This window comes from Mesorhizobium sp. M1D.F.Ca.ET.043.01.1.1 (assembly GCF_003952385.1).
Taxonomy (GTDB): Bacteria; Pseudomonadota; Alphaproteobacteria; order Rhizobiales; family Rhizobiaceae; genus Mesorhizobium.
The window spans coordinates 4,843,306-4,866,408 of sequence record NZ_CP034444.1 but is presented as its reverse complement, the minus strand read 5'-3'; the positions used below and the strand labels follow the sequence as shown (position 1 = coordinate 4,866,408).

At 64.3% G+C, this 23,103-nt stretch carries 19 protein-coding genes and 2 pseudogenes; 7 read left to right on the top strand and 14 right to left on the bottom strand.

What is annotated here, in order from left to right; translation table 11 throughout:
• The first annotated feature begins 74 nt into the window (after positions 1-74).
• Both EJ067_RS23565 and EJ067_RS23560 read left to right on the top strand, forming a co-directional pair.
• Complete coding sequence (locus EJ067_RS23565) at positions 75-2,354, top strand: PAS domain-containing sensor histidine kinase (RefSeq protein ID WP_126087606.1); 2,280 nt, start codon at positions 75-77, stop codon at positions 2,352-2,354.
• 186 nt (positions 2,355-2,540) lie between these two features.
• The gene (locus EJ067_RS23560; RefSeq protein WP_126087605.1) at positions 2,541-3,425 is read left to right on the top strand and encodes a GNAT family N-acetyltransferase; all 885 of its coding nucleotides are present in this window, start codon (positions 2,541-2,543) and stop codon (positions 3,423-3,425) included.
• A gap of 110 nt (positions 3,426-3,535) precedes the next feature.
• On the opposite strand, the gene EJ067_RS23555 is transcribed toward EJ067_RS23560, so the two are convergent.
• Together EJ067_RS23555 and grpE are read right to left on the bottom strand one after the other, a co-directional pair.
• A complete protein-coding gene (locus EJ067_RS23555) occupies positions 3,536-4,168 on the bottom strand; it encodes a trimeric intracellular cation channel family protein (RefSeq protein ID WP_126087604.1) in 633 nt (210 codons plus the stop codon).
• Between the two features lie 108 nt (positions 4,169-4,276).
• Positions 4,277-4,927, bottom strand: coding sequence for a nucleotide exchange factor GrpE (gene grpE, locus EJ067_RS23550; RefSeq protein ID WP_126087603.1), 651 nt, complete (start codon positions 4,925-4,927; stop codon positions 4,277-4,279).
• Between the two features lie 217 nt (positions 4,928-5,144).
• Between grpE and EJ067_RS23545 the strand changes: the two genes are divergently transcribed.
• A complete protein-coding gene (locus tag EJ067_RS23545; RefSeq protein ID WP_126087602.1) occupies positions 5,145-5,345 on the top strand; it encodes a hypothetical protein in 201 nt (66 codons plus the stop codon).
• Positions 5,346-5,395: 50 nt separating this feature from the next.
• Here the strand turns inward: EJ067_RS23545 and EJ067_RS23540 are convergent, their stop codons facing one another.
• The 7 genes and pseudogenes from EJ067_RS23540 to cysG form a co-directional block, all read right to left on the bottom strand.
• Entirely contained in the window at positions 5,396-6,016 is a 621-nt protein-coding gene (locus tag EJ067_RS23540) for a DJ-1/PfpI family protein (protein ID WP_126087601.1), read from the bottom strand.
• A 295-nt stretch (positions 6,017-6,311) separates the two neighbouring features.
• Positions 6,312-7,918 (bottom strand): annotated as a pseudogene (locus EJ067_RS23535) (GMC family oxidoreductase N-terminal domain-containing protein).
• A gap of 77 nt (positions 7,919-7,995) precedes the next feature.
• Entirely contained in the window at positions 7,996-8,529 is a 534-nt protein-coding gene (locus EJ067_RS23530) for a DUF934 domain-containing protein (RefSeq protein ID WP_126087600.1), read from the bottom strand.
• A gap of 93 nt (positions 8,530-8,622) precedes the next feature.
• On the bottom strand, positions 8,623-9,384 hold the full coding sequence (locus EJ067_RS23525; RefSeq protein ID WP_126087599.1) for a phosphoadenylyl-sulfate reductase: 762 nt from the start codon (positions 9,382-9,384) through the stop codon (positions 8,623-8,625).
• Positions 9,359-11,029, bottom strand: coding sequence for a nitrite/sulfite reductase (locus tag EJ067_RS23520; RefSeq protein ID WP_126087598.1), 1,671 nt, complete (start codon positions 11,027-11,029; stop codon positions 9,359-9,361). Before EJ067_RS23520 ends, EJ067_RS23525 begins: the two co-directional genes overlap by 26 nt.
• A 42-nt stretch (positions 11,030-11,071) precedes the next feature.
• Positions 11,072-11,377: a DUF2849 domain-containing protein gene (locus EJ067_RS23515; RefSeq protein WP_126087597.1), complete on the bottom strand. Its 306-nt coding sequence runs from the start codon at positions 11,375-11,377 to the stop codon at positions 11,072-11,074.
• Positions 11,374-12,822, bottom strand: a complete 1,449-nt coding sequence (cysG, locus tag EJ067_RS23510; RefSeq protein ID WP_126087596.1) for a siroheme synthase CysG — start codon at positions 12,820-12,822, stop codon at positions 11,374-11,376. The genes EJ067_RS23515 and cysG overlap by 4 nt, the downstream gene beginning before the upstream one ends.
• 427 nt (positions 12,823-13,249) lie before the next feature.
• Here cysG and EJ067_RS23505 point away from each other — a divergent pair, with 427 nt between their 5' ends.
• Positions 13,250-13,687 carry a host attachment family protein gene (locus EJ067_RS23505; RefSeq protein ID WP_126087595.1) on the top strand — a complete coding sequence of 146 codons (438 nt, stop codon included), beginning with the start codon at positions 13,250-13,252 and terminating at the stop codon, positions 13,685-13,687.
• Positions 13,688-13,717: 30 nt separating this feature from the next.
• A pseudogene (locus tag EJ067_RS23500) lies at positions 13,718-13,993 on the top strand (NAD-binding protein); the annotation flags it as partial.
• 74 nt (positions 13,994-14,067) lie between these two features.
• On the opposite strand, the gene EJ067_RS23495 reads toward EJ067_RS23500, so the two are convergent.
• Complete coding sequence (locus tag EJ067_RS23495; RefSeq protein ID WP_126087594.1) at positions 14,068-14,874, bottom strand: helix-turn-helix transcriptional regulator; 807 nt, start codon at positions 14,872-14,874, stop codon at positions 14,068-14,070.
• Positions 14,875-14,997: 123 nt separating this feature from the next.
• Between EJ067_RS23495 and EJ067_RS23490 the strand changes: the two genes are divergently transcribed.
• On the top strand, positions 14,998-15,918 hold the full coding sequence (locus EJ067_RS23490) for a zinc-binding dehydrogenase (protein ID WP_126087593.1): 921 nt from the start codon (positions 14,998-15,000) through the stop codon (positions 15,916-15,918).
• 18 nt (positions 15,919-15,936) lie between these two features.
• Here EJ067_RS23490 and EJ067_RS23485 read toward each other — a convergent pair whose 3' ends face one another.
• Complete coding sequence (locus EJ067_RS23485; protein WP_126087592.1) at positions 15,937-16,686, bottom strand: SDR family oxidoreductase; 750 nt, start codon at positions 16,684-16,686, stop codon at positions 15,937-15,939.
• 97 nt (positions 16,687-16,783) lie between these two features.
• Entirely contained in the window at positions 16,784-19,039 is a 2,256-nt protein-coding gene (locus EJ067_RS23480) for a transglycosylase domain-containing protein (protein WP_126087591.1), read from the bottom strand.
• Positions 19,040-19,597: 558 nt separating this feature from the next.
• Here EJ067_RS23480 and EJ067_RS23470 point away from each other — a divergent pair.
• Positions 19,598-20,272, top strand: a complete 675-nt coding sequence (locus EJ067_RS23470; RefSeq protein WP_126087590.1) for a protein-L-isoaspartate(D-aspartate) O-methyltransferase — start codon at positions 19,598-19,600, stop codon at positions 20,270-20,272.
• A 192-nt stretch (positions 20,273-20,464) separates the two neighbouring features.
• Here the strand turns inward: EJ067_RS23470 and EJ067_RS23465 are convergent, their stop codons facing one another.
• Positions 20,465-20,890 (bottom strand): VOC family protein, encoded by a 426-nt coding sequence (locus tag EJ067_RS23465; protein ID WP_126089718.1) that lies wholly within the window; start codon positions 20,888-20,890, stop codon positions 20,465-20,467.
• 53 nt (positions 20,891-20,943) lie between these two features.
• Positions 20,944-22,989: a flotillin family protein gene (locus tag EJ067_RS23460; RefSeq protein WP_126087589.1), complete on the bottom strand. Its 2,046-nt coding sequence runs from the start codon at positions 22,987-22,989 to the stop codon at positions 20,944-20,946.
• Positions 22,990-23,103: the final 114 nt, after the last annotated feature.

Sequence of the window (23,103 nt, the reverse complement as noted above, 5' to 3'; positions counted from 1 at the left end):
AATTGGCTCAGACGACTAAAATTCGAACGATCCGCCCCAGTCTTCCATAATCTCTGTCTGGCAAGGTTTCCCGCATGTTCGCGGACTCCGACTTCAGACAGGACAGCAAGACCGCAGGCGATGACGGGCTGGGTCCGGACACGCCGAAGCGGCAGGTGCTTATCGCGCCGCCGCTGGCTCCCGAATTGCCGCCGGCCAGCCGCGAAGGCCTGTCGTTCCTGACGGTCGTCGCGATCATCGTGCTGGCCGGGCTGGCGCACCTCACCGGAGCGCCGATCTTCATCACCATCGGCCTGCTGGCGACTGGCCTGGGCGGCCTGATGATGCATCTGCGCAACCAGCGCACCGAGCGCCGCGCCGCTCTACTTCTCGACGAGACGGCCGCCCGCAGCCGCGCCGAGATCGAGACGCTCGCCGACCGCATGTGGGAGATGCAGGAAAGCGAGGAGCGTTTTCGCGGCCTGATCGATGCGCTCGGCGATCTCGTCGTGCATCGCGACCGCGACGGGCACATCGTCTACGCCAACAAGGTGTTCGCCTCGCTCGTCGACACGGATCAGCGCGATCTCGCCGGCAAGACGCTTTCCGAGCTCGGCATAGACGTGGGCGTCGTGCCCGACGCCGCCTTCTCGGACCATGAATGCCTGAGCTCCACCGACGTCGCCATCCGCACGCCGAACGGGCCGCGCTGGTTCTCCTGGATCGAGCTCTCGGTGCGCGACAGGGAGACCGGCACTGTTTCGCACCGGGCGATCGCCCGCGACATCACCGCCCGCAAGCGCGCTGAATCCTCGCTGATCACCGCCCGCGAGCGGGCCGAATACGCCAGCCAGGCCAAGTCGCGCTTCCTTGCCACAGTCAGCCACGAGATCCGCACGCCGATGAACGGCATCATGGGCATGGCGAAGCTGCTTGCCGACACCGACCTGTCGCCCGAGCAGCGCACCTATGTCGGCGCCGTCTCGACATCCGCAAGCTCGCTACTTGCGCTGATCGAGGACCTGCTCGACTATTCCAAGATCGAGGCCGGCCGCTTCGATCCCGAGCCGCAGCCGACGTCGCTGCGCGAGATCGCCGACAACATCATCGAGCTGCTGGCGGCGAAGGCCTTCTCCAAGAACATCGGCCTCGGCTGCCATGTCGAGCCCGACGTGCCGCAGATGATCACCGCCGACCCCGGCCGCGTGCGCCAGGTGCTGCTCAACCTCATCGGCAACGCCGTCAAGTTCACCGACGCGGGAGGCGTGCTGCTCACTGTCTCGCGCGCCCGCAGCGAGAGCACGGACCGCATCTGCTTCACCATCGCCGACACCGGTCCGGGGCTGCGCGAGGAGGATATGGAGCGCATCTTCGAGGAATTCGAGCAATCCGACGGCACTTCGACCAGGGTGCATGGCGGCGCGGGTCTCGGCCTAGCCATATCCAAGCGGCTGGTGATCGCCATGGGCGGCACGATCTCGGTTTCGAGCCGGCTCGGCGAAGGGTCCGAATTCATCTTCGACATCCCGGCGACCGCGGCAACCGAACCGCCGCAATATCGCCGGAGCATCCTTTCCGACCGGCGCGCGGTGATCGTATCCAGGAACGCCGTCGAGGCCGACGCCATCGCCCGCACCATCCGCGCGCATGGCGGCGGCGTCGAGATTGCGGCCACGCCGGACCAGGCCGCCGCCTTCGCCGCCGGCTGCAACGTGCTTCTGGTCGACGCCGCGCTCGAGAACAGCGACGGCCGCCTGCTCAAGCGGCTGCGTCAGAGCGGTTTTGTCGACTGCGAGGCCGTCACCCTGATCGCACCCGCCGATCGCGGCATGCTCGGCGAATTCCGCGCCAACGGCTACGCGACGTTCCTCGCCCGGCCGGTGCGCGGCGAAACGCTGCTGCGCGTGCTGTTGACCAGCCATGTGCCGGCACCCGCCGAGCCGCAGCCGCAGCCGCGTGGCGCCACGTCCGCCCGCCGCCGCGACCAGGGCCTGTCCGTGCTGATCGCCGAGGACAACGACATCAACGCAATGCTTGCCCGCGCCACGCTTCTCAAGGCCGGACATCGCGTCAGGATTGTCGGCAACGGCAAGGCTGCGGTCGAGGCCGTCACCGATGCCGGCCTCAAGCATCGTTTCGACGTCGTCCTGATGGACCTGCACATGCCGGTGATGGACGGGCTGGACGCGATCGCTGCCATCCGCCGCCATGAGGAAGCGCTTGCCGTGCCGCCGGTCCCGATCATGGTGCTTTCGGCCGACAGCCAGGAAAAGACGCGCCACACCGTGCTGGCCCATGGCGCCAGCGGCTTCGTCACCAAGCCTCTCGACCCCGATGCGCTCGTCCAGGCCGTCGAGAGCCAGGCTGCGGCGTAACGAATTTTTTAGACTTTCCCGAACGCCTTGGATTGCTTGGCTTTCACAGCCGTAAGATAGCCGGTTGAGGGTATTGCCCAGCCGACGAAGTATTGCCGGGCCCGCCGTATCACGGTACTGTCACAATCCTGTTGCACCTACACCGTATCCCCGTGCCAAGAGGGATGGCTCGAAGGAGAATCACTCGTGCATACAGTCATGCCTGAATGCGATGCTCGGCCGAACGCCAGCGCCCTGCTCGGCGCTCGCACCGCCGACTCCGTCGCAAACGGCGCACCGCTGGGCCGCATCGGCAATCTTGAAGTGCGGCTCGCCCGCAACGAGGCCGAGATCGCGGCCGCCCAGGAAGTGCGCTACCGGGTATTCTATGACGAGCTTGGCGCGAGGAAGGATCTGTTCCAGGCGCAGGACCGGCGCGATGCAGACCGCTTCGACCCGCTCTGCGACCATCTCCTGGTTTTCGACACCTCGCTTCCGGGCCCCGAGCACCGCCGCATCGTCGGCACCTATCGCCTACTGCGGCAGGAGATCGCCACGGCCGCGGGCGGGTTCTACTCCGAGGGCGAGTTCGAGCTGACCAAGCTGGTCGCGCGCCATCCCGGCCAGCGCTTCCTCGAGCTCGGCCGCTCCTGCGTCCTGCCGGAATACCGCTCCAAGCGGACCATCGAGGCGCTCTGGCAAGGCATCTGGGCCTATATCAACCACTATGGCATCGGCGTGATGACCGGTTGCGCCTCCTTCCACGGCATCGTGCCCGCCGCGCATGCCGAGGCGCTGACCTATCTCGCGCATCATTGCCGCACCGACCAGGCCTGGGATGTCCGGGCGGTGGCCGGCCGCTACTGCTCGATGGACCTGATGCCGATCGAGGCGGTCAACGCCAAGGCCGCGATCGCCGCCATGCCGCCGCTGGTCAAGGGCTATCTGCGCGTCGGCGCGCGCATCGGCGACGGCTGCGTCATCGACCACGAATTTTCCACGGTCGACGTCTTCGTCGTCATGCCGGTCAAGGAAATCGGCGCCCGCTACGTCAACTACTATGGCGGTGAAGGGCAGCGCTTCGCTGCATAGCGAATAGCGAATTGCGAATTGCGAATTGCGAATTGCGAATTGCGAATTGCGAATAGAAGAAAGTGGCGGGACCCTGTCCGTTCAATCCCTACTATTCACTATTCGCTCGCTCACGGAATATCCTCCGGCCTTCGCCCGGGCCGGCTCTTATAGGCCGGGAACGACCAGCCGAACTTGAGCGCCCCACCGCGCACCAGGAAAGCCGCCGCGAAGCCGAGCAGGCTGGATGGGAGTGCCGGCATGCCGGCAAGATCGCAAAGCGTGAAGAGCGCGGCGCCCGCGAGCGCGGCCGTGACGTAGATTTCGGGTCTCAAAAGCACGGAGGGCTCGCCGGCGAGAAGGTCGCGTAATATGCCGCCGGAGGTCGCTGTGAGCACTCCGGTGATGACGGACACGACCGGCGAGCCGGTGATCGCCAGGCCCTTTGCCGCCCCCATCACCGCGAAGGCGGCAAGCCCGATCGCGTCGAGCCAGAGCAGCAGCTTGTAGCGCGATTCAACGCGATGGGCGCTGAAGAAGACAAGCACTGCGACAACGGCGCAGATCATCACATAGCCGCTATTGGCGACCCAGAACACCGGCAGGTTGAGGATGACGTCGCGAAGCGTCCCGCCGCCGATGCCGGTGACGCTGGCCAGGAACAGGAAACCGATGATGTCGAGCTCCTTGCGCGACGCGGCAAGCGCGCCCGTCGCCGCGAAGACCGCGACGCCGGCATAGTCGAGCAGCTCGATGGGATTCATTGGGTGAGCGAGTAGCGAATAGCGAATAGCGGATAGTAGTGAATACCACGAAGCAGTGCGGTTGGTAGCCTGCTTCCCTATTCGCTACTCACTACTCCCTATTCGCTATCACGCATCCTTCTCAGCCTGCTCGTTCACCGGACCCGGCTCGACCGGCGCCTCGGCCGCGGCAGCCTTCGGGCCGCCCTTGGAGACGCCGACCATCGCCGGCCGCAGCACGCGCTCGCCGATCGAATAGCCCGGCTGCACGACCTGGACGACGGTGCCGGCCGGAACGTCGGGGTTGGGCACCTCGAACATCGCCTGGTGGAAGTTCGGGTCGAACTTCTCGCCTTCCGGCGCAAGCTTCTTCACGCCGTGTCGCTCCAGCGCCGACAGCATGGCGCGCTCGGTGAGGTCGACGCCCTCGATCAGCGCCTTGAAGCCGGCATCGCCGGAGGCCTTGGCCTCGGCCGGAATGGCGTCGAGCGCGCGGCGCAGATTGTCAGACACCGACAGCATGTCGCGCGCGAAATTGGCCACCGCGTAGGTGCGCGCGTCATGCATGTCGCGCGCCGTGCGGCGCCGCAGGTTCTCCATTTCGGCCGCGACGCGAAGCGCGCGGTCCTTCAGTTCCTCGTTTTCCTTCAGCAGCCGCACGAGCGCTTCATAGTCGCCGTCGACGCCGCCTTCCGCACGTTCGCCGGGAGCCTTGGCACCGGAAGCCTGGTTGGCTTCGATTTCCTCGGGCGCGCGTTCGTCTTTTGCCTGGTCGCTCATCGCCGTTTCCCGTTATTCGGATTGGTTTGGATTTGCGCCCGATATCGAGGTTTGAGGGCCAAAAATCAAGGGGCAAGCACCGTTGGCGGCCTTCTCCCGATCGTTCCAAATTAATTCAAATTTTACCGTACCGGACGGCTTTGCTTGCCTCTGAGGACTGATACGGGAACCATTGCTGGCTGCGAGAGTTTCGAAGCCGACACAGGATTTTGGGACCATGACCGGCAACAATGCAGAAAGGCGCGCCAGACTCGCCCACGATATCCGGCGCCAGGTCGGCGCGGAAGCGACGAAGCGCTTCCTGCGCACGCTGCCGGCTTTCCGCCTGGAGAAGGAGATGCCCAAGCGGCTCACGGACCTGCTCGACCGCCTGGAGGGTGCCGAGGCAGACAAAATGGGTGGGGAACGACGTCTGTAGACTGCCGCCCCCAACAGCTTGAAACGCGCGGCGCGAGGCGCAGATAGAGGTCAGGCTGCCTTGCGCTGGTCGCGCATCAGCGCTTCGCCGTGACGGACCTCGGTGCCGAGCACCTTCAGGCATTCCCGCATGAAGGCGGCAAGACCGGGCCATCCCTTTGCCGACACCAGATTGCCGTCGACATGCACGCCGGTCGGAGCGACGTCGATATAGGTGCCGCCGGCGAGCGTCACCTCGGGCTCGCAATAGTGCAGCGCCGCCACTTCCCTGCCGCGCACCACGCCGTCGACCGCGATCAGGATCTGCACGCCGTGGCAGATGGTGAAGATCGGCTTGCCGGTTTCATGGAAGTGCCTGACCAGCGCCTGCACGCGCTTGTCGATGCGGATATATTCCGGCCCGCGCCCGCCGGCCGCGTAGACCGCGTCATAGTCCGCGGGGTCCACCTCGGCGAAGGTCTTGTTGAGTATATAGTCGTGGCCGAGCTTTTCGGTATAGGTCTGGTGGCCCTCGAAATCGTGCAGCGAGGTCTTGAGCACGTCGCCGGCCTTCTTGTCGGGGCACACGACATGGACGGTGTGGCCGACCGCGTGCATGGCCTGCTCAAAGACAAAAATCTCGTATTCCTCGCTGAACTCGCCAACGAGCATCAATATCTTCTTGCCTGCCATGCCGGGTCCTCCCTTGACAGCTATTTATTTCGAGGTGTGAAATTATAGCCCTATCCTAAGGGCAAGACGGCGGAAGAGGAAGTGCAAATCGATCAATTGGTCAGACCAGATCGATTCGACCTCTCGGGCAAGGCGAGAAAGCCGGCCAGAGCAATTTCAGGAAATTGTGGGCGGTTTTCCGTCCGGAATTGCGTAAAAACAAGGAGATAGGGCGTTTCACCGTTTCCGTGAAACGGTGAAACGCACTAGCCCCGCGACAAACTCCACGAAGCTGGTCTGACCAAGCAGGCGGAGGTCAAGCAGCCGCCCGCATCATGTCGGCAGCCTTCTCGGCGATCATGATCGTCGGCGCGTTGGTATTGCCGCCGATCAGGGTCGGCATCACCGAGGCATCGACCACGCGCAGCCCTTCCAGCCCGCGAACCTTGAGGTTCGGGTCGACCACGGCCATGTCGTCGATACCCATCTTGCAGGTGCCGGCGGGGTGATAGATCGTGTCGGCGCGCGCTCTGATATGCGCCATCAGCTCGGCATCGCTGGAAGCGCCGGCCGTATAGATCTCCTTCTTGCGATACTTCGCCAGCGCCGGCGCCTCCAGTATGGCGCGCGTCATGCGAACACCCTTGAGCAGAAGATCGGCGTCGCGCTCGTCCTCGAGGAAGCGCGGGTCGATGCGCGGCGGCGCCAGCGGGTCCCTGCCGGATAATCCCACCTCGCCGCGCGAATAGGGTCTCAGCACGCAGACATGACAGGAAAAGCCGTAGCCCATATGCAGCTTGCGGCCATGGTCGTCGACGATGGCGATGCAGAAATGCAATTGCAGATCGGGACGCTCGATCGCAGGATCGGATTTTAGGAAGGCGCCGGCTTCGGCGTAAGGCGTGGCGATCATGCCGGTGCCATCCTTGCGCCAACGCAGCATATGCCTGACCAGCCCCGGCATGCCGGTGAGGCCGATGCCCATCAGATCCGTCTCCCGCGACTTCCAGGCCAGGATGAAATCGAGATGGTCCTGCAGGTTCCTGCCGACGCCGGGCAACTCGTGGACGAGCGGAATGCCGTGAGCCGCGAGCTCGACCGCCGGACCGATGCCGGACAAGAGAAGCAGTTGCGGCGAGCCGAACGCTCCGCCGCACAGGATGACCTCGCGCCTGGCTTCCGCCAGCGCCTCGCCTTTGCCGATGCGATACCGCACGCCCTTGGCCCGCTTGCCGTCGAGCACGACGCCCGTCGCATGCGCCCCGGTGACGACGGTGAGATTAGGCCGGCTCATCGCCGGGTGCAGGTAGGCGGCGGCCGCCGAGCAGCGCTCGCCGTTGCGGCGCTCGCCCCAGAACTGCGTGACCTGGTAGAGCCCAGCGCCTTCCTGCTCCGGCCCATTGAAATCGTCGTTGCGCCTGACCTGGTTTTCGCCGCAGGCCTCGACAAAGGCTTTCGAGATGGGGCGCGGCTCCTGCTGCTCGGCGACCCTCAGCGCCCTTCGCCGCCATGCAGCACACCGGCGCCGCGCTGATTGCCTTCGGCGCGCCGGAAATAGGGCAATACCTCGTCCCAGGACCAGCCGTCGCAGCCGAGGTCGGCCCATTCGTCATAGTCGCGACGGTTGCCCCGCGTATAGAGCATGGCGTTGATGGCGCTGCAGCCGCCCAATGCCTTGCCGCGCGGCTGGTAGCCCCTGCGGCCGTTGAGACCTTCCTGCGGCACGGTCTGGAAGGCCCAGTTGTTGAGCTTCGGCCGTCCGGGCAGCAGCGCGATGATGCCCGCGGGCGCGCGGATCAGGAGGTCCTTGCCGGCGCCTCCCGCTTCGAGCAGGCACACCGTCTTCGACGGGTCTTCGGAAAGCCTGGCGGCAAGCGTCGAGCCGGCGGAGCCGCCGCCGGCGATCACATAGTCGTAGCGCATGGTTCCCTCCCGGCGGATGTTTCCGTCCGTCCTGTGAGAGAAGACCTCGTGGTGAGTCTTGTAAAGATGCCGCTGCGTCAGCCGGGGCGCTTGCGCCGCCAGGAATATTTCGGGCCCTTGGCTTCCGGCTCCGCGGCCGGCTGGTAATAGACCGGCAGGCCGCCGGTGCGCCCTTCCTCCAGCCGCTTCAACAGCACCGGATTGGAGACCTCGAATTCGTCGAAGCCAAGCCGCAGCATATGCGGCAGCTGGTCGACCAGCACCTGGCCCGTCGCGCGGACCGCGCCCTTGAAGTGATGCCGCGCGCGCAGCAGCTCGCCCTTGGAGAAGGAGCGGCCGTCATTGAACGCCGGAAAGGCGAGCGCCACCAGCGACAGCTGGTCGAGCAGGCCGACGATCTTGTCGAGCTCGTCGCCAGGCAGCAGGAGCACGCCAATGCGCTCCTTGGCCGACTTGCGGGTCTCGTCATCGAGCCCGAGGAAGACCTGCAGCGGCAGGATGAAGCGGCCATTGCCCGCAAGCGCCTCGGCGCTTTCGGCATGGGTCCATTCGTCCTCGCGAAAACCCTTCGGGGTCCAGAGGCGGGTCCCGGGTGTCGTCGATTCAGTCATCAAAAATCCTAAAGTCCAAAGAGTCCCAAGCGAGCCGGCGGACGGCCAGCAGCCGTGACTTGGGGGCCGACATCACGCGAATAGCGATATACCCTAAAGTGAAGCGTCGGTCAGCGACTTCTCCAGGCCGGAGAGGTGAATGCCGCACTCGGTCTTGGCGTGCCCCGCCCAGCGGCCGCTGCGCGCGTCCTCGCCGGGCTGCACCGGCTGCGTGCAGGGGAAGCAGCCGATCGAGAGATAGCCATAGGCGACCAGCGGATTTTCGCGCAGCGCGTGCGCGCGCATGTAGTCGGCCTGGTCCGACGTCGTCCAGTGCGCCAGCGGATTGATGCGGATGCGCGAGCCGACGGCTTCGAAGGCCGGCAGCGCCGCCCGGGTCGAGGCCTGGAAGCGCTTGCGCCCGGTGAACCAGGCGCGGAACGGCTCGACGCCGCGCGCCAGCGGCTCGACCTTGCGCACATTGCAGCAGGAATCGGTATCGGTCTCGTTCAGATTGCCGGTCGGATCGACGCGTTCGAGCGCGGCCTCGTCCGGCTTGATCACGCGGACATCGGTCAGGCCGAAATCGGCCACCAGCGCATCGCGGTAGCCGAGCGTTTCCTCGAAATGCTTGCCGGTATCGAGGAAGATCACCGGCAAGGTGCGGTCGATCTCCGAAATCATGTGCAGGAGCACCGCCGAATCCGCGCCGAAGGACGACACGGCGGCGATCGCGCCACGGAATTCGCGCGCCGACCGTTCGATGATCTCGATCGGCTTCAGATGTCCGAGCAGCGCGTCGAGCCCCGCCGCTTCCGCGGCAACGCCGGCCTCGGCGTCCACGATATGGTCAAGCGGCCTTGGTTTCGCCAGCATAGAGCGCCTCCTTGAACGGCGCGGGACCGACACGGCGGTAGGCGTCGATAAAACGTTCATCGGGACTGAGCCGAAGGCCGAGGTAGGTATCGACGATCTGCTCGATGGCATCGGTGATCTCTTCCGAGGCGAAGCCGCGGCCGATAATCTCTCCGACGGAGGTGTTCTCGTCGGCCGACCCGCCGAGCGTCACCTGGTAGAGCTCGGTGCCCTTCTTCTCGACGCCCAGAATGCCGATATGGCCGACATGGTGGTGGCCGCAGGCGTTGATGCAGCCGGAGATCTTCAGCTTCAGCTCGCCGATCTCGCGCTGCCGCTCCAGCGAGGCGAAGCGGCGCGAGATTTCCTGCGCCACCGGAATGGAACGCGCCGTGGCCAGCGCGCAATAGTCGAGGCCCGGGCACGAGATGATGTCGCTGATCAGGTTGGAATTGGCCGTGGCCAGGCCGATCTCGACCAGCGCGTCATAGACCGTCTTCAGGTCGGCGCGGGCAACGTGCGGCAGGATCAGGTTCTGCTCGTGGCTGACGCGCAACTCGTCGAAGGCGTATTTTTCGGCGATGTCGGCGACCGCCTCCATCTGGCTGTCGGTGGCATCGCCCGGCACCTCGCCAATGCCCTTGAGCGAGATCGTCACCGCCGCATAATCGGGATGGCGATGGGTCACGACATTCTGGTCGAGCCACTCCGAAAAACTCTTGGAGTCGAGCCGCGCCTGCTTCACGAGATCGTCGCCTTCCGGCCGGTCGGGCAGAGCCGGCGGCGCGAAGTAGTCATTGATGGCCTGGATGTCGGCTTCCGGCAGCTTCAGCTCGGCGTCCTTCAGCTCCTGCCATTCGGTCTCGATCTGGCGGGTGATCTCCTCCACGCCGGTCTCGTGGACCAGGATCTTGATGCGTGCCTTGTACTTGTTGTCGCGGCGGCCATAGAGGTTGTAAACGCGCAGGATCGCCGTGCAGTAGGACAATAGATCGGCTTCCGGCAGGAAGTCGCGGATCTTCTTCGCCACCATCGGCGTGCGGCCCTGGCCGCCGCCGACATAGACGGCAAAACCGAGCTCGCCGGCCGCATTCTTCTTCAGATGCAGGCCGATGTCATGCGTCTGGATGGCGGCGCGATCGCGCTCCGCGCCCGTCACCGCGATCTTGAACTTGCGCGGCAGGAACGAGAATTCCGGATGCACCGACGACCATTGGCGCAGGATTTCCGCATAGGGACGCGGATCGGCCACCTCGTCGGCGGCGGCCCCGGCGAAATGGTCCGCGGTGACGTTGCGGATGCAGTTGCCACTGGTCTGGATGGCGTGCATCTCGACGCTCGCCAGATCGGCGAGGATCGCCGGAATATCGGACAGCGCCGGCCAGTTGAACTGGATGTTCTGGCGCGTGGTGAAATGGCCGTAGCCCTTGTCGTATTTGCGGGCGATGTGACCGAGCATGCGCAATTGCCGGCTGTTCAGCGTGCCGTAGGGCACCGCGATGCGCAGCATATAGGCGTGCAATTGCAGATAGACGCCGTTCATCAGCCGGAGCGGCCGGAACTGATCCTCGGTGATCTCGCCGGCAAGCCGGCGCTGCACCTGGTCGCTGAACTCCGCGACACGGGCCTCTACGAAATCGTGGTCGAACTCGTCGTAACGGTACATGCTTCGTCTTTCAGGGCGCGTCCGCCCGCTTTTCCTTGAAACTTATGCCGCCCGGGCCGCTGCCGGGCTCGCCTGCTTGCCGATGTCGGTGCGGATGGTGGGACCCGCGGCGCGGATCTTCTCGCGCAGCCGCACCGGCTCGACGAGGCCGTCGATCACGGTCACGTCGATCAGGTTGACGTCTACCACCTCATTGTTGGCTGCAGCTGCGGCGCCGATGGCTTCGAGCCGGTCCTCCGCCGCCTTGTCATGGGCGATGTCGGCATGACCGACGGTCTCCGCCCAGCCGCCATCGGCATACCAGACGGCAATGCCGTCGGAGAGCCTGTTCGCGGTCACAACCTTCATTGCTGGACTCCTTCGGCCGTGATCCTGGCCGTTTCTTCTAGCCTGTGTGCCGCGAGCGGCTCGGATCGTTCGAAATTAGCGCCGGCGACCGCGTCGCCGATGATGGTCATGACCGGACCGGTGAGATCGGCGCGCTCCTCCAGCGACGGCAGGTCGGCCAGCGTGCCGTGGAAGCGGCGGCGATTGCCGAGGCTTGCATTCTCGACGACGGCGACGGCGGTGTCGGGCGACAGCCCGGCCTCGATCAGGCGGCCGGCGACTTCGGCAGCGACCGAGCGGCCCATATAGACGGCAACGGTGGCGCCCGAGATGGCGAGCTTTGCCCAGTCGGGCAGCGAGTTGCCCTTGAGGTCGTGGCCGGTGGTGAACACCATCGACGACGAGACCCCGCGCAGCGTCAGCGGCAATTCGAAATCGGCGGCGGCGGCGAAGGCGGCGGTGACGCCCGGAACCACCTCATAGGCGACCCCGGCATCGCGAAGCGCTGCCATCTCCTCGCCGGCCCGGCCGAACACCAGCGGATCGCCCGACTTCAGCCGCACCACGCGCTTGCCGGCGCGGCCAAGCTCGATGAGCAGCGCGTTGATCTCTTCCTGGCTCTTGGAATGGCAGCCCTTGCGCTTGCCGACGGGCAGCCGCTCGGCGTCGCGGCGGCCCATGGCGACGATCGCCTCCGGCACCAGCGCGTCGTAGACGATCGCGTCCGCCTCCATCAGCAGGCGGTGGGCGCGCAGCGTCAACAGGTCTTCCGCGCCCGGACCGGCGCCGACCAGCGCGATATGGCCCGCCGCCGGCGCATCAGAAGCCAGAAGGTCGAGCGCGGCCTCCCGCGCTTTGTCGAATTCCCCGGCTTCAACCGCCTTGGCCGGAGCGCCGGCGAAGAAATCGCTCCAGAAGCGGCGGCGGCGATTGCCCTTCGGCAGGTGCTCGGCAGCAGTGCGGAACGACGCCGCCAGGGCGGCCAGCCGGCCGAGCGAAGGCGACAGCAAGCGATCGATGCGGGCGCGCAGCAGTTGCGCGAGCACCGGGCCGGCGCCCTCCGTGCCGATGGCGATGGCGACCGGCGCGCGGTTGACCAGCGCCGGCGTGAAGAAATCGCAGAGTTCCGGCCGGTCCACGGCGTTGACCGGGATGCCCAGCCTGCGCGCGTCCTCGGCGACGCGGCGGTCGAGCGCCTCGTCGCCGCTGGCGGCAAACACCATGGCTGCGCCTTCGATCTGTGCGGCATCATAGGCGGCATCGACATGGACGGCGCCGGCGGTGGCGATGAAACTCAGAAGTTCGGGATCGGCGTCCTCGGCGATGACGCGCAGCGCCGCGCTCGACTGCGCAAGCAGCCTGGCCTTGGCCAGCGCCTCCTCGCCGTTGCCGACGATGGCCACGGCTTCGCCGTCGACCCGCATGAAGACGGGAAAGGCATTGAGCTTGGCGTTGGCTTGCGACATGGCGATAAGCGATACGAGAACAGTCTGGCAGTTTTATGCGGGCGCGGCAAAAACCAGAAGGCAAGCACTCGCGCATCCCTCGATGGCAGGCAATCGCTTTTTCGCAACCGCGAAAGGCAGGAGAAAAAAATTCTACGCCGTGGCCTGAGGTGGCCAGACACCCCGCCGGCACCCATTGATGCAGCGTAATTTTTAGCGTCGCCCACGCAGCGCGGCAAAACAGTTTTTTCTAATTTCTACTAAGTTAGTAGATTAAAGCCGTGCTCTCGCCAGGCGGCGGGTGATGCCCCGCAAAAGATGATCGAGCAGTCGTCGCCGACGGGAACAATCACGCTCGGCGGCACGTTTGGCTAGCAATCACATCCCTGCCGACAGATCGCATTTTGAAGCTCCGTCGACAGGCCGGAAGCTGAAAAGGAGGAGCGTTATGAGCATCAGGCTGAAACACGATCTTTGGGTCATCGTGGCCGACGGCGAAAAGGCGCTTTTCCTCCGCAACCAGGGCGATACGAGATATCCGAACCTGCAGGTCGTGCAGGAAATGGAACAGGAAAACCCGGCCACCCGGGAGCAAGGCACCGACAAGCCAGGCCGCTACGCTGAAGGGCCCCGCAGCGCCATCGAGGAGACCGACTGGCATCGCCTCGGCAAGGAACGTTTTGCCGACGATATCGCCGAGCGGCTTTACAAGCTTGCGCATCGGGGCGACTTCGACGAAGTCGTGCTGATCGCGCCGCCGCAGGTGCTCGGCGAGATGCGGCAGAAGCTGCACAAGGAAGTCTGCGACAAGGTGAAGGCGCAGATACCGAAGACGCTGACCAACCACACCATCTTCGAGATCGAGAAACTTCTCCAAGCGGCTTGAGCCAGGCAGCGAGAGGCTATCGAACGCCATTCGACCGAGCCTGGCCGGGTGGCTTCGGTGGCGGCGCCGGCGAAAGAGGACGGTCCGCCGCCGCGCACGTCGCAGACGGGCCATTCTATCCTGATCGGCTACGGCCGCGTCGGCAGCCTCGTCGGGGCAGCGCTGAAGGAGGCCGCCCTGCCCTTCCTGGTCATCGAAGACGCCGACAAGACGCTGGCCAAGCTCAAGGAGGATGGCGTCGAAACGGTGGCCGGCAGTGCCGCCAATGCGGACGTCTTTTCAGCCGCCAACCGGCATGGCGCCCGCTCGGTTGAGCGAGGCCGCTGTCGAGATCAAGCCGCAGCCTGCCTGATGTGCCCGTCCGCGCGCGGGCCGGGCGATCAAGCGATAAATGCGGAACCGCCGTGTTGCGCGATATCGCTGAGATATTTTGCCGGCGGCTTGCCCAGAGCCTTCTTGAACATGGTGATGAAGGCCGTGACGGATTCATAGCCGAGATCGCCGGAGACCCGCTGCACGCTGGCGCCGGAGGACAGTTCCCGAAGTGCTACGATCAGATGCAGCTGCTGGCGCCATCGCCCGAAAGTCAGCCCGGTCTCCTTCACGACAAGGCGCGCCAGGCTGCTCTCGCTGAGCGCCAGGCGGTTCGCCCATTCCGAGAGCGTGCTGCGATCGGCCGGATCCTCGGCCAACGCTTCGGCGATCCGCCGCAGGCGCGGCTCGGCCGAGACCGGCAGATGCAATTGCTGCACAGGCATGCACGGCAGCTCGGCGAGCAGGATCTTTCCCAGGAAGCCGCATCGTGCGTCGTCCGGCGCGCAGTCCGACATTTCGATGATGAGCTCGCGCAGCAGCGGCGAGATCGAAAGCGTGCAGCACCGTTCCGGCAGCTCGGCCGCGCCCGGCTCGATATAGACGAAGAAGATCCGCGCATTGGCGGTCGCGATATTGCTGTGCTCCATGCTGCCGGGAATCCACACGCCGCAATGCGGCGGCACCATCCATAGGCCACCCGGAACGCGGCAGGTGACGCCTCCGCCGAGCGCGAAGACGAGCTGTCCCTTGCGGTGCCAGTGGTCCGGCACCTCCGCCTTGGTCTCGGTCACGTCGACGCGCACGGCGATCGCCGGGGCGAGCACATCGTCGACGTCGAAATCCAGCCAGGGCCAGCGAAGAAGCTGTCTCATACTGACTTCTTTTAGCGATTATTTGAGCTTATATCTAGATTCCTCAACCACGAAAGTCGATAGGCTCGAGCCGTCATCGTCGCGATCGATCGCGACCCCAACCGCCAATCTCAAAGGTGGCCCATGCTCGCGCTCGCTATTTCCTCCGACAGTCCCAACAGGCTGAACCTCACCGAAATCGATGAGCCACAGCTTTGTCCGGATGAAGCATTGGTGGCAGTTCATGCAACATCGTTGAATCGTGGCGAGTTGCGCCTGCTCGGCATCCGCCCGGATGGCTGGATCCCCGGCCAGGATGTCGCCGGGATTGTCGAGCGGGCAGCCGCCGACGGCTCAGGCCCGGCCGCGGGCACGCGCGTCGCGGCTTTGGTCGACCAGGCCGGCTGGGCCGAACGTGCCGCCGTTCCGACCGATCGTCTCGCCATCCTGCCGGATGAGGTCAGCTTCGCGTCCGCAGCCACGCTTCCGGTCTCGGGCACGACGGCGCTGAGGACGTTGCGCCATGGCGGCGACCTGGCCGGCCAGCGGGTCCTGATCACCGGTGCAAGCGGCGCGGTCGGTCGTTTCCAGATCCAGGTCGCCCGTGAGCAGCGCGCGTCGGTGACCGCGGTCGCCGCCTCGCGGCACGACGAGGATCTGCGTGGGCTGGGCGCCGATCGGGTTGTCGGTACGATCGAACAGGCCGAGGGGCCGTTCTCGCTGATCACCGAGTCGATCGGCGGGCAAAGCCTCGCGCACGCGATCGAACGCGTCGCGCCTGGCGGCACCATCGTCATGTTCGGTTCGAGCAGCGGCGAGCTGACGCCGGTCGGGTTCCGCCAGTTCGTTCCGGGCCACGAGGGGGCGCGGCTTCAGACCTTTGCCTACTATACGTCCGGCTCAGCCATCGGCGCCGACATCGCTTGGCTGCTTGGGTTAGTCGCGGCCGGCCGGCTGGAAACCCGCGTGGCTTTGACTACACCGTGGACAGAGATCGGCCAGGCACTCGACGCATTGCGACAGCGCAGCATCAGCGGCAAGGCCGTTCTCACCATGACCGGATGAGCGGTCCTCGGCTTGGAATTAGACGTGCTGGCCGCCGTTGATGTGGATTTCCGAGCCGGTCACGTAGGACGCCTGGCCCGTACACAGGAAGAAGATGATGTCGGCGACTTCCGAGGTGGCGCCGAGGCGCCTGAGCGGGATCGTCTCGACGATCTTGTCGGTGCCTGGCGACAGGATCGCCGTGTCGATCTCGCCTGGCGCGATCGCGTTGACGCGGATGCCGTGCGGGCCGAAGTCATGCGCCATCTCGCGCGTCAGCGAGCCCAGCGCCGCTTTCGATGTCGCATAGGCCGTGCCGGCGAACGGATGCACCCTGGTGCCGGCGATCGAGGTGACGTTGACGATCGAACCCTTGGCCGCGGCAAGCTCCTTGAACAGGCCGCGCGCCAGCATGATCGGCGCGAAGAAATTGACCTGGAACACGTCGCGCCAGACATGCATCGGCGTCTCGATCGAGTTCATCCGGCCGCCGTCCTTGAGCTTCGGCGAGATGCCGGCATTGTTGACCAGCGCATTGAGCTGCCCGCCATGCGCCTCCAGCCGGTGGCGGATTTCCGAGACGGCGATGCCGACATCCTCCTGGTCGGCGAGATCGACCTTGATGTGGTCCTCCGGGCCGGCCGGCCACGGACAATCCTCTGCGAAGGCCTGTCGCGAGCAGGTGATGACGCGCCAGCCCTCGCGTGAAAAGCGCTTCACCGTCGCATGGCCGATGCCGCGGCTGGCGCCGGTCAGCACAATGGTTTTTCTGGTGTCGGTCTCGGCCATGGCTTGATCTCCGGCCGGACATGTAGCCGAAGGCGCTTGCCATTGCGAGAGGCGAGTTGCCGGCTGGACCCTGATCCCGAAAAAGCGGGATCAGGCTTCAGCCACCGCCAAGGATGTCGAGGATCGAGGTCTGCCGCCGTTTCTTCGGGCCGCCGACGTCGCCGGGCGGCACCGGATGCCCGACCGACGCGGTGGTGCCGCCGTCGCTCGGCATGTCGAAGCCGTCGGCATCGACCGTCTGGGCCGGGCGCGCCTGGCGGGCGGGCACCCGGGCGACGGGCGTGGAAGACTGGCCAACGGCTGCTGGCGGCACCGGCGCCGGCTGCGCGTTATCCGCAGACGGTATCTCGTCCGGCACGATCGTATCGGACGGCGTCGACTTCCACGTGCCGGGCAGCGGCCTCACCGGCACGCCCTCATGCGCCGCGACCATGAATTCGTGCCAGGCCTGCGCCGGCAAGGCGCCGCCGGTCACCTTCTTCATCGGGCTGCCGTCGTCATTGCCGAACCACACGCCGGTGGTGAGGTTGGCGGTGTAGCCGACGAACCAGGCGTCGCGCGAATTCTGGCTGGTGCCGGTCTTGCCGGCCGATGGCCAGTCGAAGGCCGCCTTCTTGGCGGTGCCCACCTCGACCGTGCCGGTCATCATCGAATTCATCATGCCGACGATATCAGCCTTGAGGACGCGCGGCGCACCGCCGCCATTGTTCTCGTAGAGCACCTTGCCGCCGGCCGTGGTGATGCGCTGGATGAAATGGATGTCGGGCTTATAGCCGCCATTGGCGAAAGGCACATAGGCGGCGGTCAGCTCCAGCGGCGTCACTTCCGACGTGCCGAGCGCGATCGAGGTGTTCGACTGCAGGTCGGACTGGATGCCCATGCGGTGCGCCGCCTCGACCACCGCGTCGGGGCCGACTTCCATGGTGAGCTGCGCCGCCACCGAATTGAGCGACTTGGCCAGCGCGGTCGCCAGCGTCACCTTGCCATAATATTTGCCGCCGTAATTGTCGGGTGTCCATTTGCCAATCTTGATCGGCGCGTCGTTGCGCACGCTGTCCGGCGTGCGGCCGGCTTCCAGCGCCGCCATGTAGACGAAAGGCTTGAAGGCCGAGCCCGGCTGGCGCCGCGCTTCCGAGGCGCGGTCGAACTGGCTGGTCGAATAGTCGTAGCCGCCGACCATGGCGCGCACGGCGCCGGAATCGTCGATCGACACCAGCGCCCCTTGCGTGACGTTGAGCTTCTTGCCGCTCTCGTCGACCAGCCGGCGGATCGACTGCTCGGCGAGCTTCTGCAACGTGAGGTCGACTGTGGTGTCGATGACGATGTCGCCGCGCACGTCGCCGATCAGGTCGGGCAGTTCTTCCATCACCGTGTCGGCGACATAGTTCTCCGAGCCGGTCCAGTAGGAGGGCGCGCGCGTCGCCGGCGCGCTCAGCGCCATCTTGTATTCCTTGTCGCCGATCTTGCCTTCCTCGCGCATGGCGGCGAGCACGAGCTGCGCCCGCTCTTCCGCCGCTTTCGGATCGCGCGCCGGCGAGAGCCTGGACGGCGCCTTCAACAGGCCGGCGAGAAGGGCTGCCTCCGACAGCGATACATCGCGCGCGCTCTTGCCGAAATAACGCCGCGAGGCGGCTTCCACGCCGTAGGCGCCGGAACCGAAATAGACCCGGTTGAGGTACATTTCGAGGATCTGATCCTTGCTGTGCTTGTGCTCCAGCCAGAGCGCCAGGAGCACCTCCTGCACCTTGCGCTCCAGCGTGCGGTCCGGCGTCAGGAACAGGTTCTTGGCCAGCTGCTGCGTCAGCGTCGAGCCGCCCTGCGAGAAATGGCCGCCGAGGACGTTGGTGACCATGGCGCGCGATAGCCCGATCGGGTCGATGCCGAAATGCGAATAGAAGCGGCGGTCCTCGATGGCGACGACGGCTTCGGGGATATAGGGTGACATTTCATGCAGGCCGACGGCCTCGCCGCCCGACATGCCTCTGTTGGCGATGAGCTGCCCGTCGACAGAGACGATCTTGATGTTGGGCGCCCGGTCGGGGATCGACCACGTGGTCGCCGCCGGCATCTTGGCGCCGTAATAGACGACGATGCCGACCGCCGCGATGCCGCCCCAGATGCAGAGCACGAAGCACCAGTAGAGCAGGCGGCCGAAGACCGGAAACAGCCCGCGCCGGTTGCGATCGCGGCCGCGGTTGCGCGATTTCGCCTTGGCGGACTTCCGTTTCGCTGCGGATTTGCGATTTGCCGGCACGACGCGATCCTCCTCGCTGACCGAAAAGCCGTCGGAGGATTTCGCCCGCGGCGAGCCCTCGAAGCTCGGTTCGATGCGACTGTCTCTGCGGTTCGCCATGCGCTGTGCTTGTCTGTCCCCGGTGCCGATGGCGCTCGGGTTGCAGAGTAGATGCGGCGGTTTAAAGGCGCGTTAAATTGATGGGCGGCCAGCCTTTTGAAATTCCTTGCCAATTTCTTAATCCGTTACCGCGCGTTACCGCTGCCGCTACCGCTCTGTTCGCGGCGCTTGAGCCGAGCCTCGGCGGAGCGATCGGCGGCTTTCAACATGGCGCGATCATAGTTCTCTGTCGTCTTGGTCCCGGTGCTGGTATCGTCCAGCCTGGCGCCCCGACGCCGTGCCTTGCGTGATACCAGACGCACGCAGATCGCGAGCCCGCAAGGTCGCCGGCAGGCCTCGCAGCTTTCAGCGCTGGCATCCAGGATGCTTGGCCTTCAGGTTGCGCCGGTGCGTCAGCGAGAATCGCGTGGGGTAGCAGCTTTGATGTAGGTCTGGCGAAACCAGTCCGTACGCATCAAAATGGGCAATGCCCAGCGCATCGGCCTTGTCGGTTACTGTGACAAGACGAACAGGATATAAAGCTATCTGGCAGCATCTGGTCGAGGAAGGCTTGCCGTCATGAAACCGATGAACGAAGAGCACCTTGCGGTTCTGCGCAGGCAAATGGTCGAGATGATTGCGATCCATGCCGACCTTGCAAGCGAAGAACTCGGTAAGGCAACGCTCGATGAGCGGGTGATGGCATCGATGCAGCGGATCCCGCGACATCTCTTCGTGCCAGCTGCGCTCGCGCCTTATGCCTATCAGGACATGCCGCTGCCGATCGGCTTCGATAAGACCGTCTCGCAGCCCTTCATCGTCGCTCTGATGACCGATCTCCTTGCTCCCCAACCGCACGAGGCAGTGCTCGAGATCGGGACTGGCCTGGGCTATCAATCCGCGATCCTGGCGGAACTCGCAGGACAGGTTTGGAGCGTCGAAATCATCGAGGAATTTGCCAGCCTTGCCGAAGCTCTACTGCAGAGCCTTGGCTTCTCGAATGTCGCCATTCGTGTCGGAGACGGGTCTCGCGGCTGGCCCGAGCACGCCCCATACGACAAGATCCTCGTTAGCGTGGCGGCTGAGCGGACGCCGCCGGCTTTGCTGAATCAGCTCAAGCCAGGGGGACGCCTTGTTCTGCCTTTGGCGTCTGAAGAAGTACAGTTTCTGACTATCATCGACAAGGATGCTGTTGGGCAACTCGAGACGCGGAAACTCATCCCGGTTCGGTTCAGTCGGCTTGAAACCATCTAACGGGGTGCGAACGACCGGCGCGACTTCGCTTTTCCCACCGTCAGCTAGAGCGTTTCACTGTTTCACGGAAACTGCGAAAACACCCTATCTCCTTGTTTTTCCGCAATTCCGGACGGAAAACCGCTCACACTTTCCTGGAATTGCTCTAGATGCCGGCAGCTTCACACCCTTCTCGTGGCAATCCTTCGACTGTCAAACTCGATCCTCGTAGAACTCAATGGGGAGACCGTCGGGGTCTGCCACGAAAGTGAACGAACGCCCCGTGTGAGGGTCTATGCGGATAGGCTCAACTTCGACGCCCCGTGCCCGAAGCAACCGGGCTGTCGCCTCTACTGAGTCCACCGAGAATGCTACGTGTCGTAGTCCGCATGCCTCTGGCCTGGTCGGCCGGCTGGGTGCCATTGGAAAACTGAACAATTCGATCTGGACAGGACCATGGCGCAAGTCGCACTTCCAAGATTGCTTTTCGGCGCGGCAATTCTCGTCGACGATGACGAAATCGAGTTTATCCTTGTAGAACTGCTTCGACAGCTCGTAGTCACTGCAGATGATTGCAATATGATGGATTCCCAGAAGCAACCGACCAACCCCACATGATGGACAAGCCTGACGCCGCATATTGTAGCAGGCTTGAAGCGCAAAATGGGCCGGTACGACCGGCCCATCCTCAATCATTCCTCCTCAACGGGTGCCGGGATAGCATCCGGTAGGTTTTGCCGTCCAATCCGGTCGGCAACGAGCATCGAAAGCATCATCTCGACAAGGCCATTGGCGGCCCCCTTCTCACCGCCGGCAGCGCCGATCTGGATCTGCGGCACGAGGGGCAGCCTGCCATTCTCGATCGCCTCGGCGAAGCGCATGAGAACCTGCGAGTTGAGCTGATAGTCCGGGCCGCCGAAGGCCGCGACCTTCTTCTCGGTGGCCTCGGCCTCCGCCAGACCGAGGGCGCGCACCTTCTCGGCCTCCGCAAAACCGGTCGCCTTGATGCGTTCGGCATCGGCAAGCGCGACAGCCTTGATCATGTCGGCCTCGCCCTGGCCGCCGAGGCGCACCTTCTCGGCCTCTGCCTTGGCATTGACCTGAATGGTTTCCGCCTCCTGGCGGGTGCGGGCGAGTTGCGCCTTGCCCTCGTTCTCACTGATCTCGATGGTAAGTGCCGACGTCGTGATCTTGGCTTGCTGTTCGGCGAGCGCTTGCTTCTCACGCAACGTGCGTTCCTGGATGGCCGCCCTCTCCTGCAACTTATAAGTCTCGACCTTTTCGACTGCGATCTGACGCTCGCGCAGCTGGATCAGAATCTGCTCTATGCTGTTTTGGCCATTGGCGGCGCGCGGCGTGCCAATCAACACTTCCTGCAGCTCGAGACTGTAGGAATTGAATTTTTCGCGCATCTCCTCGCCCGATTTGCGCTGGATATCGCTGCGCTCCTGCAGAAGCTGGATCAGCGTCTTTGTCTGGGCGATATTCTTGAAGTAAGCAGAAACCATCGGATCGAGCGTTTGCTCGACCAGCCGCTTGATGTCACCGAAACGCTGCACCACGAGCGGCGCCTTCATATAGTCGATATGCACGACGACGGAGAGCGGCAGCACAGGCTCGAACGCATCCTTGGTGATCAACGAGACTTCAGCCAGGTTCTCGTCCAGCCTGTGTTCGCCAAACTGCTCCTTTGTCCATTTGAGCACGAAGTTGGTGGTCGGCACGGTGACGATATTGCCGGCATAGGTATTGAACGCATACTTGCCTGGCAGCAGCGGCGTTGACCAGACACCGCGTGCGCCGATTTCGACCAGCTCGCCGTGACGGTATGCCTGCCCGGACAGATCCGTGCCATGACGGCCGTTATAGGAGACGACGACACCCACCGTGCCAACGTCGATAATGGTCTTCTGGACCAGTTCGACGGTCGCGAAAATGCGATTGAGGAAGTAGCTGCCGTCGGCCAGCACCTGAAGCTGCCGGCCACGGTAACCGCCGGCGTTGAGAAACTTCTCCGGGTCCTGAAAATTGTTGTGGAAGTTCGGGTCGTTCGGTTCGTTGGCGACGGTCGGCGCGATGATCTCGCCGTCTGGCAGGGCCGGACCGTCATGGATGGTGACGATACCAATCATGTCATCGGCATTATGGATGACGACTGGCTCAAAGCCGCCCCGCTCCGAGATCATGCTGGACATGTTGGAAAAAAGGCTTTGTTCCGACGAACTCAGATTAACGGCATAGATCGACTGGGCAGTCAGCACGATGAATTGTGCGAGATTTATCGCATAGGTGCCTTCACGCAAGATCTTGCGTTGCGGTCCTTTCTGTCCGCCTTTTTCGAGAAAGGCGCGCACATCCTGGAAATCATCAGCGTCGGTGTTGGAAGCAAGTGTCTGCGTTGGAGGCAACGGCTTGCCATCACGGGCAAAGACATAGCCGATCTGGCCTTGCGGGATGGTGACAAGATTGGCGCGATGCATCGAATATTGGAACGGCATGAAGAAGTGCAGGCCACCGCGCACGACTTCCGGCTGGTAGCCTGCCTCACGGTTGAGCGCAATGAAGCCACTGCTGACCGAGCCGCGAAAACTCCATAGTTTTTCTAAGATGCCGAGCCTGTCGTTTGGGACGTAGCGGACCACGCCGCTCCACCAGAACAGGATTGCCAGCACGATGACCAGCACGGCTACCTCGATCGCCATCCATTTCATCGGGCCGAGATATTGAAGGGCTTCCATCTCTTCTCTCCTATAGGGCGCGCGGGCTCGTTCACCCGACCGTCACCCGGCTGGTGTTGACTAATGAAGCGGGGAGATTGCGCACCTATACGTTCGACGCACTAAGGGTGTGTC

Excerpts from the sequence above, each read along its gene's own strand:
- EJ067_RS23540 (WP_126087601.1), bottom strand. The coding sequence starts at position 6,016 with ATGGCAGGCAAGAAGATATTGATGCTCGTTGGCGAGTTCAGCGAGGAA.
- EJ067_RS23545 (WP_126087602.1), top strand. The coding sequence starts at position 5,145 with ATGACCGGCAACAATGCAGAAAGGCGCGCCAGACTCGCCCACGATATC.
- EJ067_RS23480 (WP_126087591.1), bottom strand. The coding sequence starts at position 19,039 with ATGGCGAACCGCAGAGACAGTCGCATCGAACCGAGCTTCGAGGGCTCG.
- EJ067_RS23505 (WP_126087595.1), top strand. The coding sequence starts at position 13,250 with ATGAGCATCAGGCTGAAACACGATCTTTGGGTCATCGTGGCCGACGGC.
- EJ067_RS23490 (WP_126087593.1), top strand. The coding sequence starts at position 14,998 with ATGCTCGCGCTCGCTATTTCCTCCGACAGTCCCAACAGGCTGAACCTC.
- EJ067_RS23525 (WP_126087599.1), bottom strand. The coding sequence starts at position 9,384 with ATGCTGGCGAAACCAAGGCCGCTTGACCATATCGTGGACGCCGAGGCC.
- EJ067_RS23555 (WP_126087604.1), bottom strand. The coding sequence starts at position 4,168 with ATGAATCCCATCGAGCTGCTCGACTATGCCGGCGTCGCGGTCTTCGCG.
- grpE (WP_126087603.1), bottom strand. The coding sequence starts at position 4,927 with ATGAGCGACCAGGCAAAAGACGAACGCGCGCCCGAGGAAATCGAAGCC.
- EJ067_RS23485 (WP_126087592.1), bottom strand. The coding sequence starts at position 16,686 with ATGGCCGAGACCGACACCAGAAAAACCATTGTGCTGACCGGCGCCAGC.
- EJ067_RS23465 (WP_126089718.1), bottom strand. The coding sequence starts at position 20,890 with ATGCGGCGTCAGGCTTGTCCATCATGTGGGGTTGGTCGGTTGCTTCTG.
- cysG (WP_126087596.1), bottom strand. The coding sequence starts at position 12,822 with ATGTCGCAAGCCAACGCCAAGCTCAATGCCTTTCCCGTCTTCATGCGG.
- EJ067_RS23460 (WP_126087589.1), bottom strand. The coding sequence starts at position 22,989 with ATGGAAGCCCTTCAATATCTCGGCCCGATGAAATGGATGGCGATCGAG.
- EJ067_RS23515 (WP_126087597.1), bottom strand. The coding sequence starts at position 11,377 with ATGAAGGTTGTGACCGCGAACAGGCTCTCCGACGGCATTGCCGTCTGG.
- EJ067_RS23495 (WP_126087594.1), bottom strand. The coding sequence starts at position 14,874 with ATGAGACAGCTTCTTCGCTGGCCCTGGCTGGATTTCGACGTCGACGAT.
- EJ067_RS23470 (WP_126087590.1), top strand. The coding sequence starts at position 19,598 with ATGAAACCGATGAACGAAGAGCACCTTGCGGTTCTGCGCAGGCAAATG.
- EJ067_RS23520 (WP_126087598.1), bottom strand. The coding sequence starts at position 11,029 with ATGTACCGTTACGACGAGTTCGACCACGATTTCGTAGAGGCCCGTGTC.
- EJ067_RS23565 (WP_126087606.1), top strand. The coding sequence starts at position 75 with ATGTTCGCGGACTCCGACTTCAGACAGGACAGCAAGACCGCAGGCGAT.
- EJ067_RS23530 (WP_126087600.1), bottom strand. The coding sequence starts at position 8,529 with ATGACTGAATCGACGACACCCGGGACCCGCCTCTGGACCCCGAAGGGT.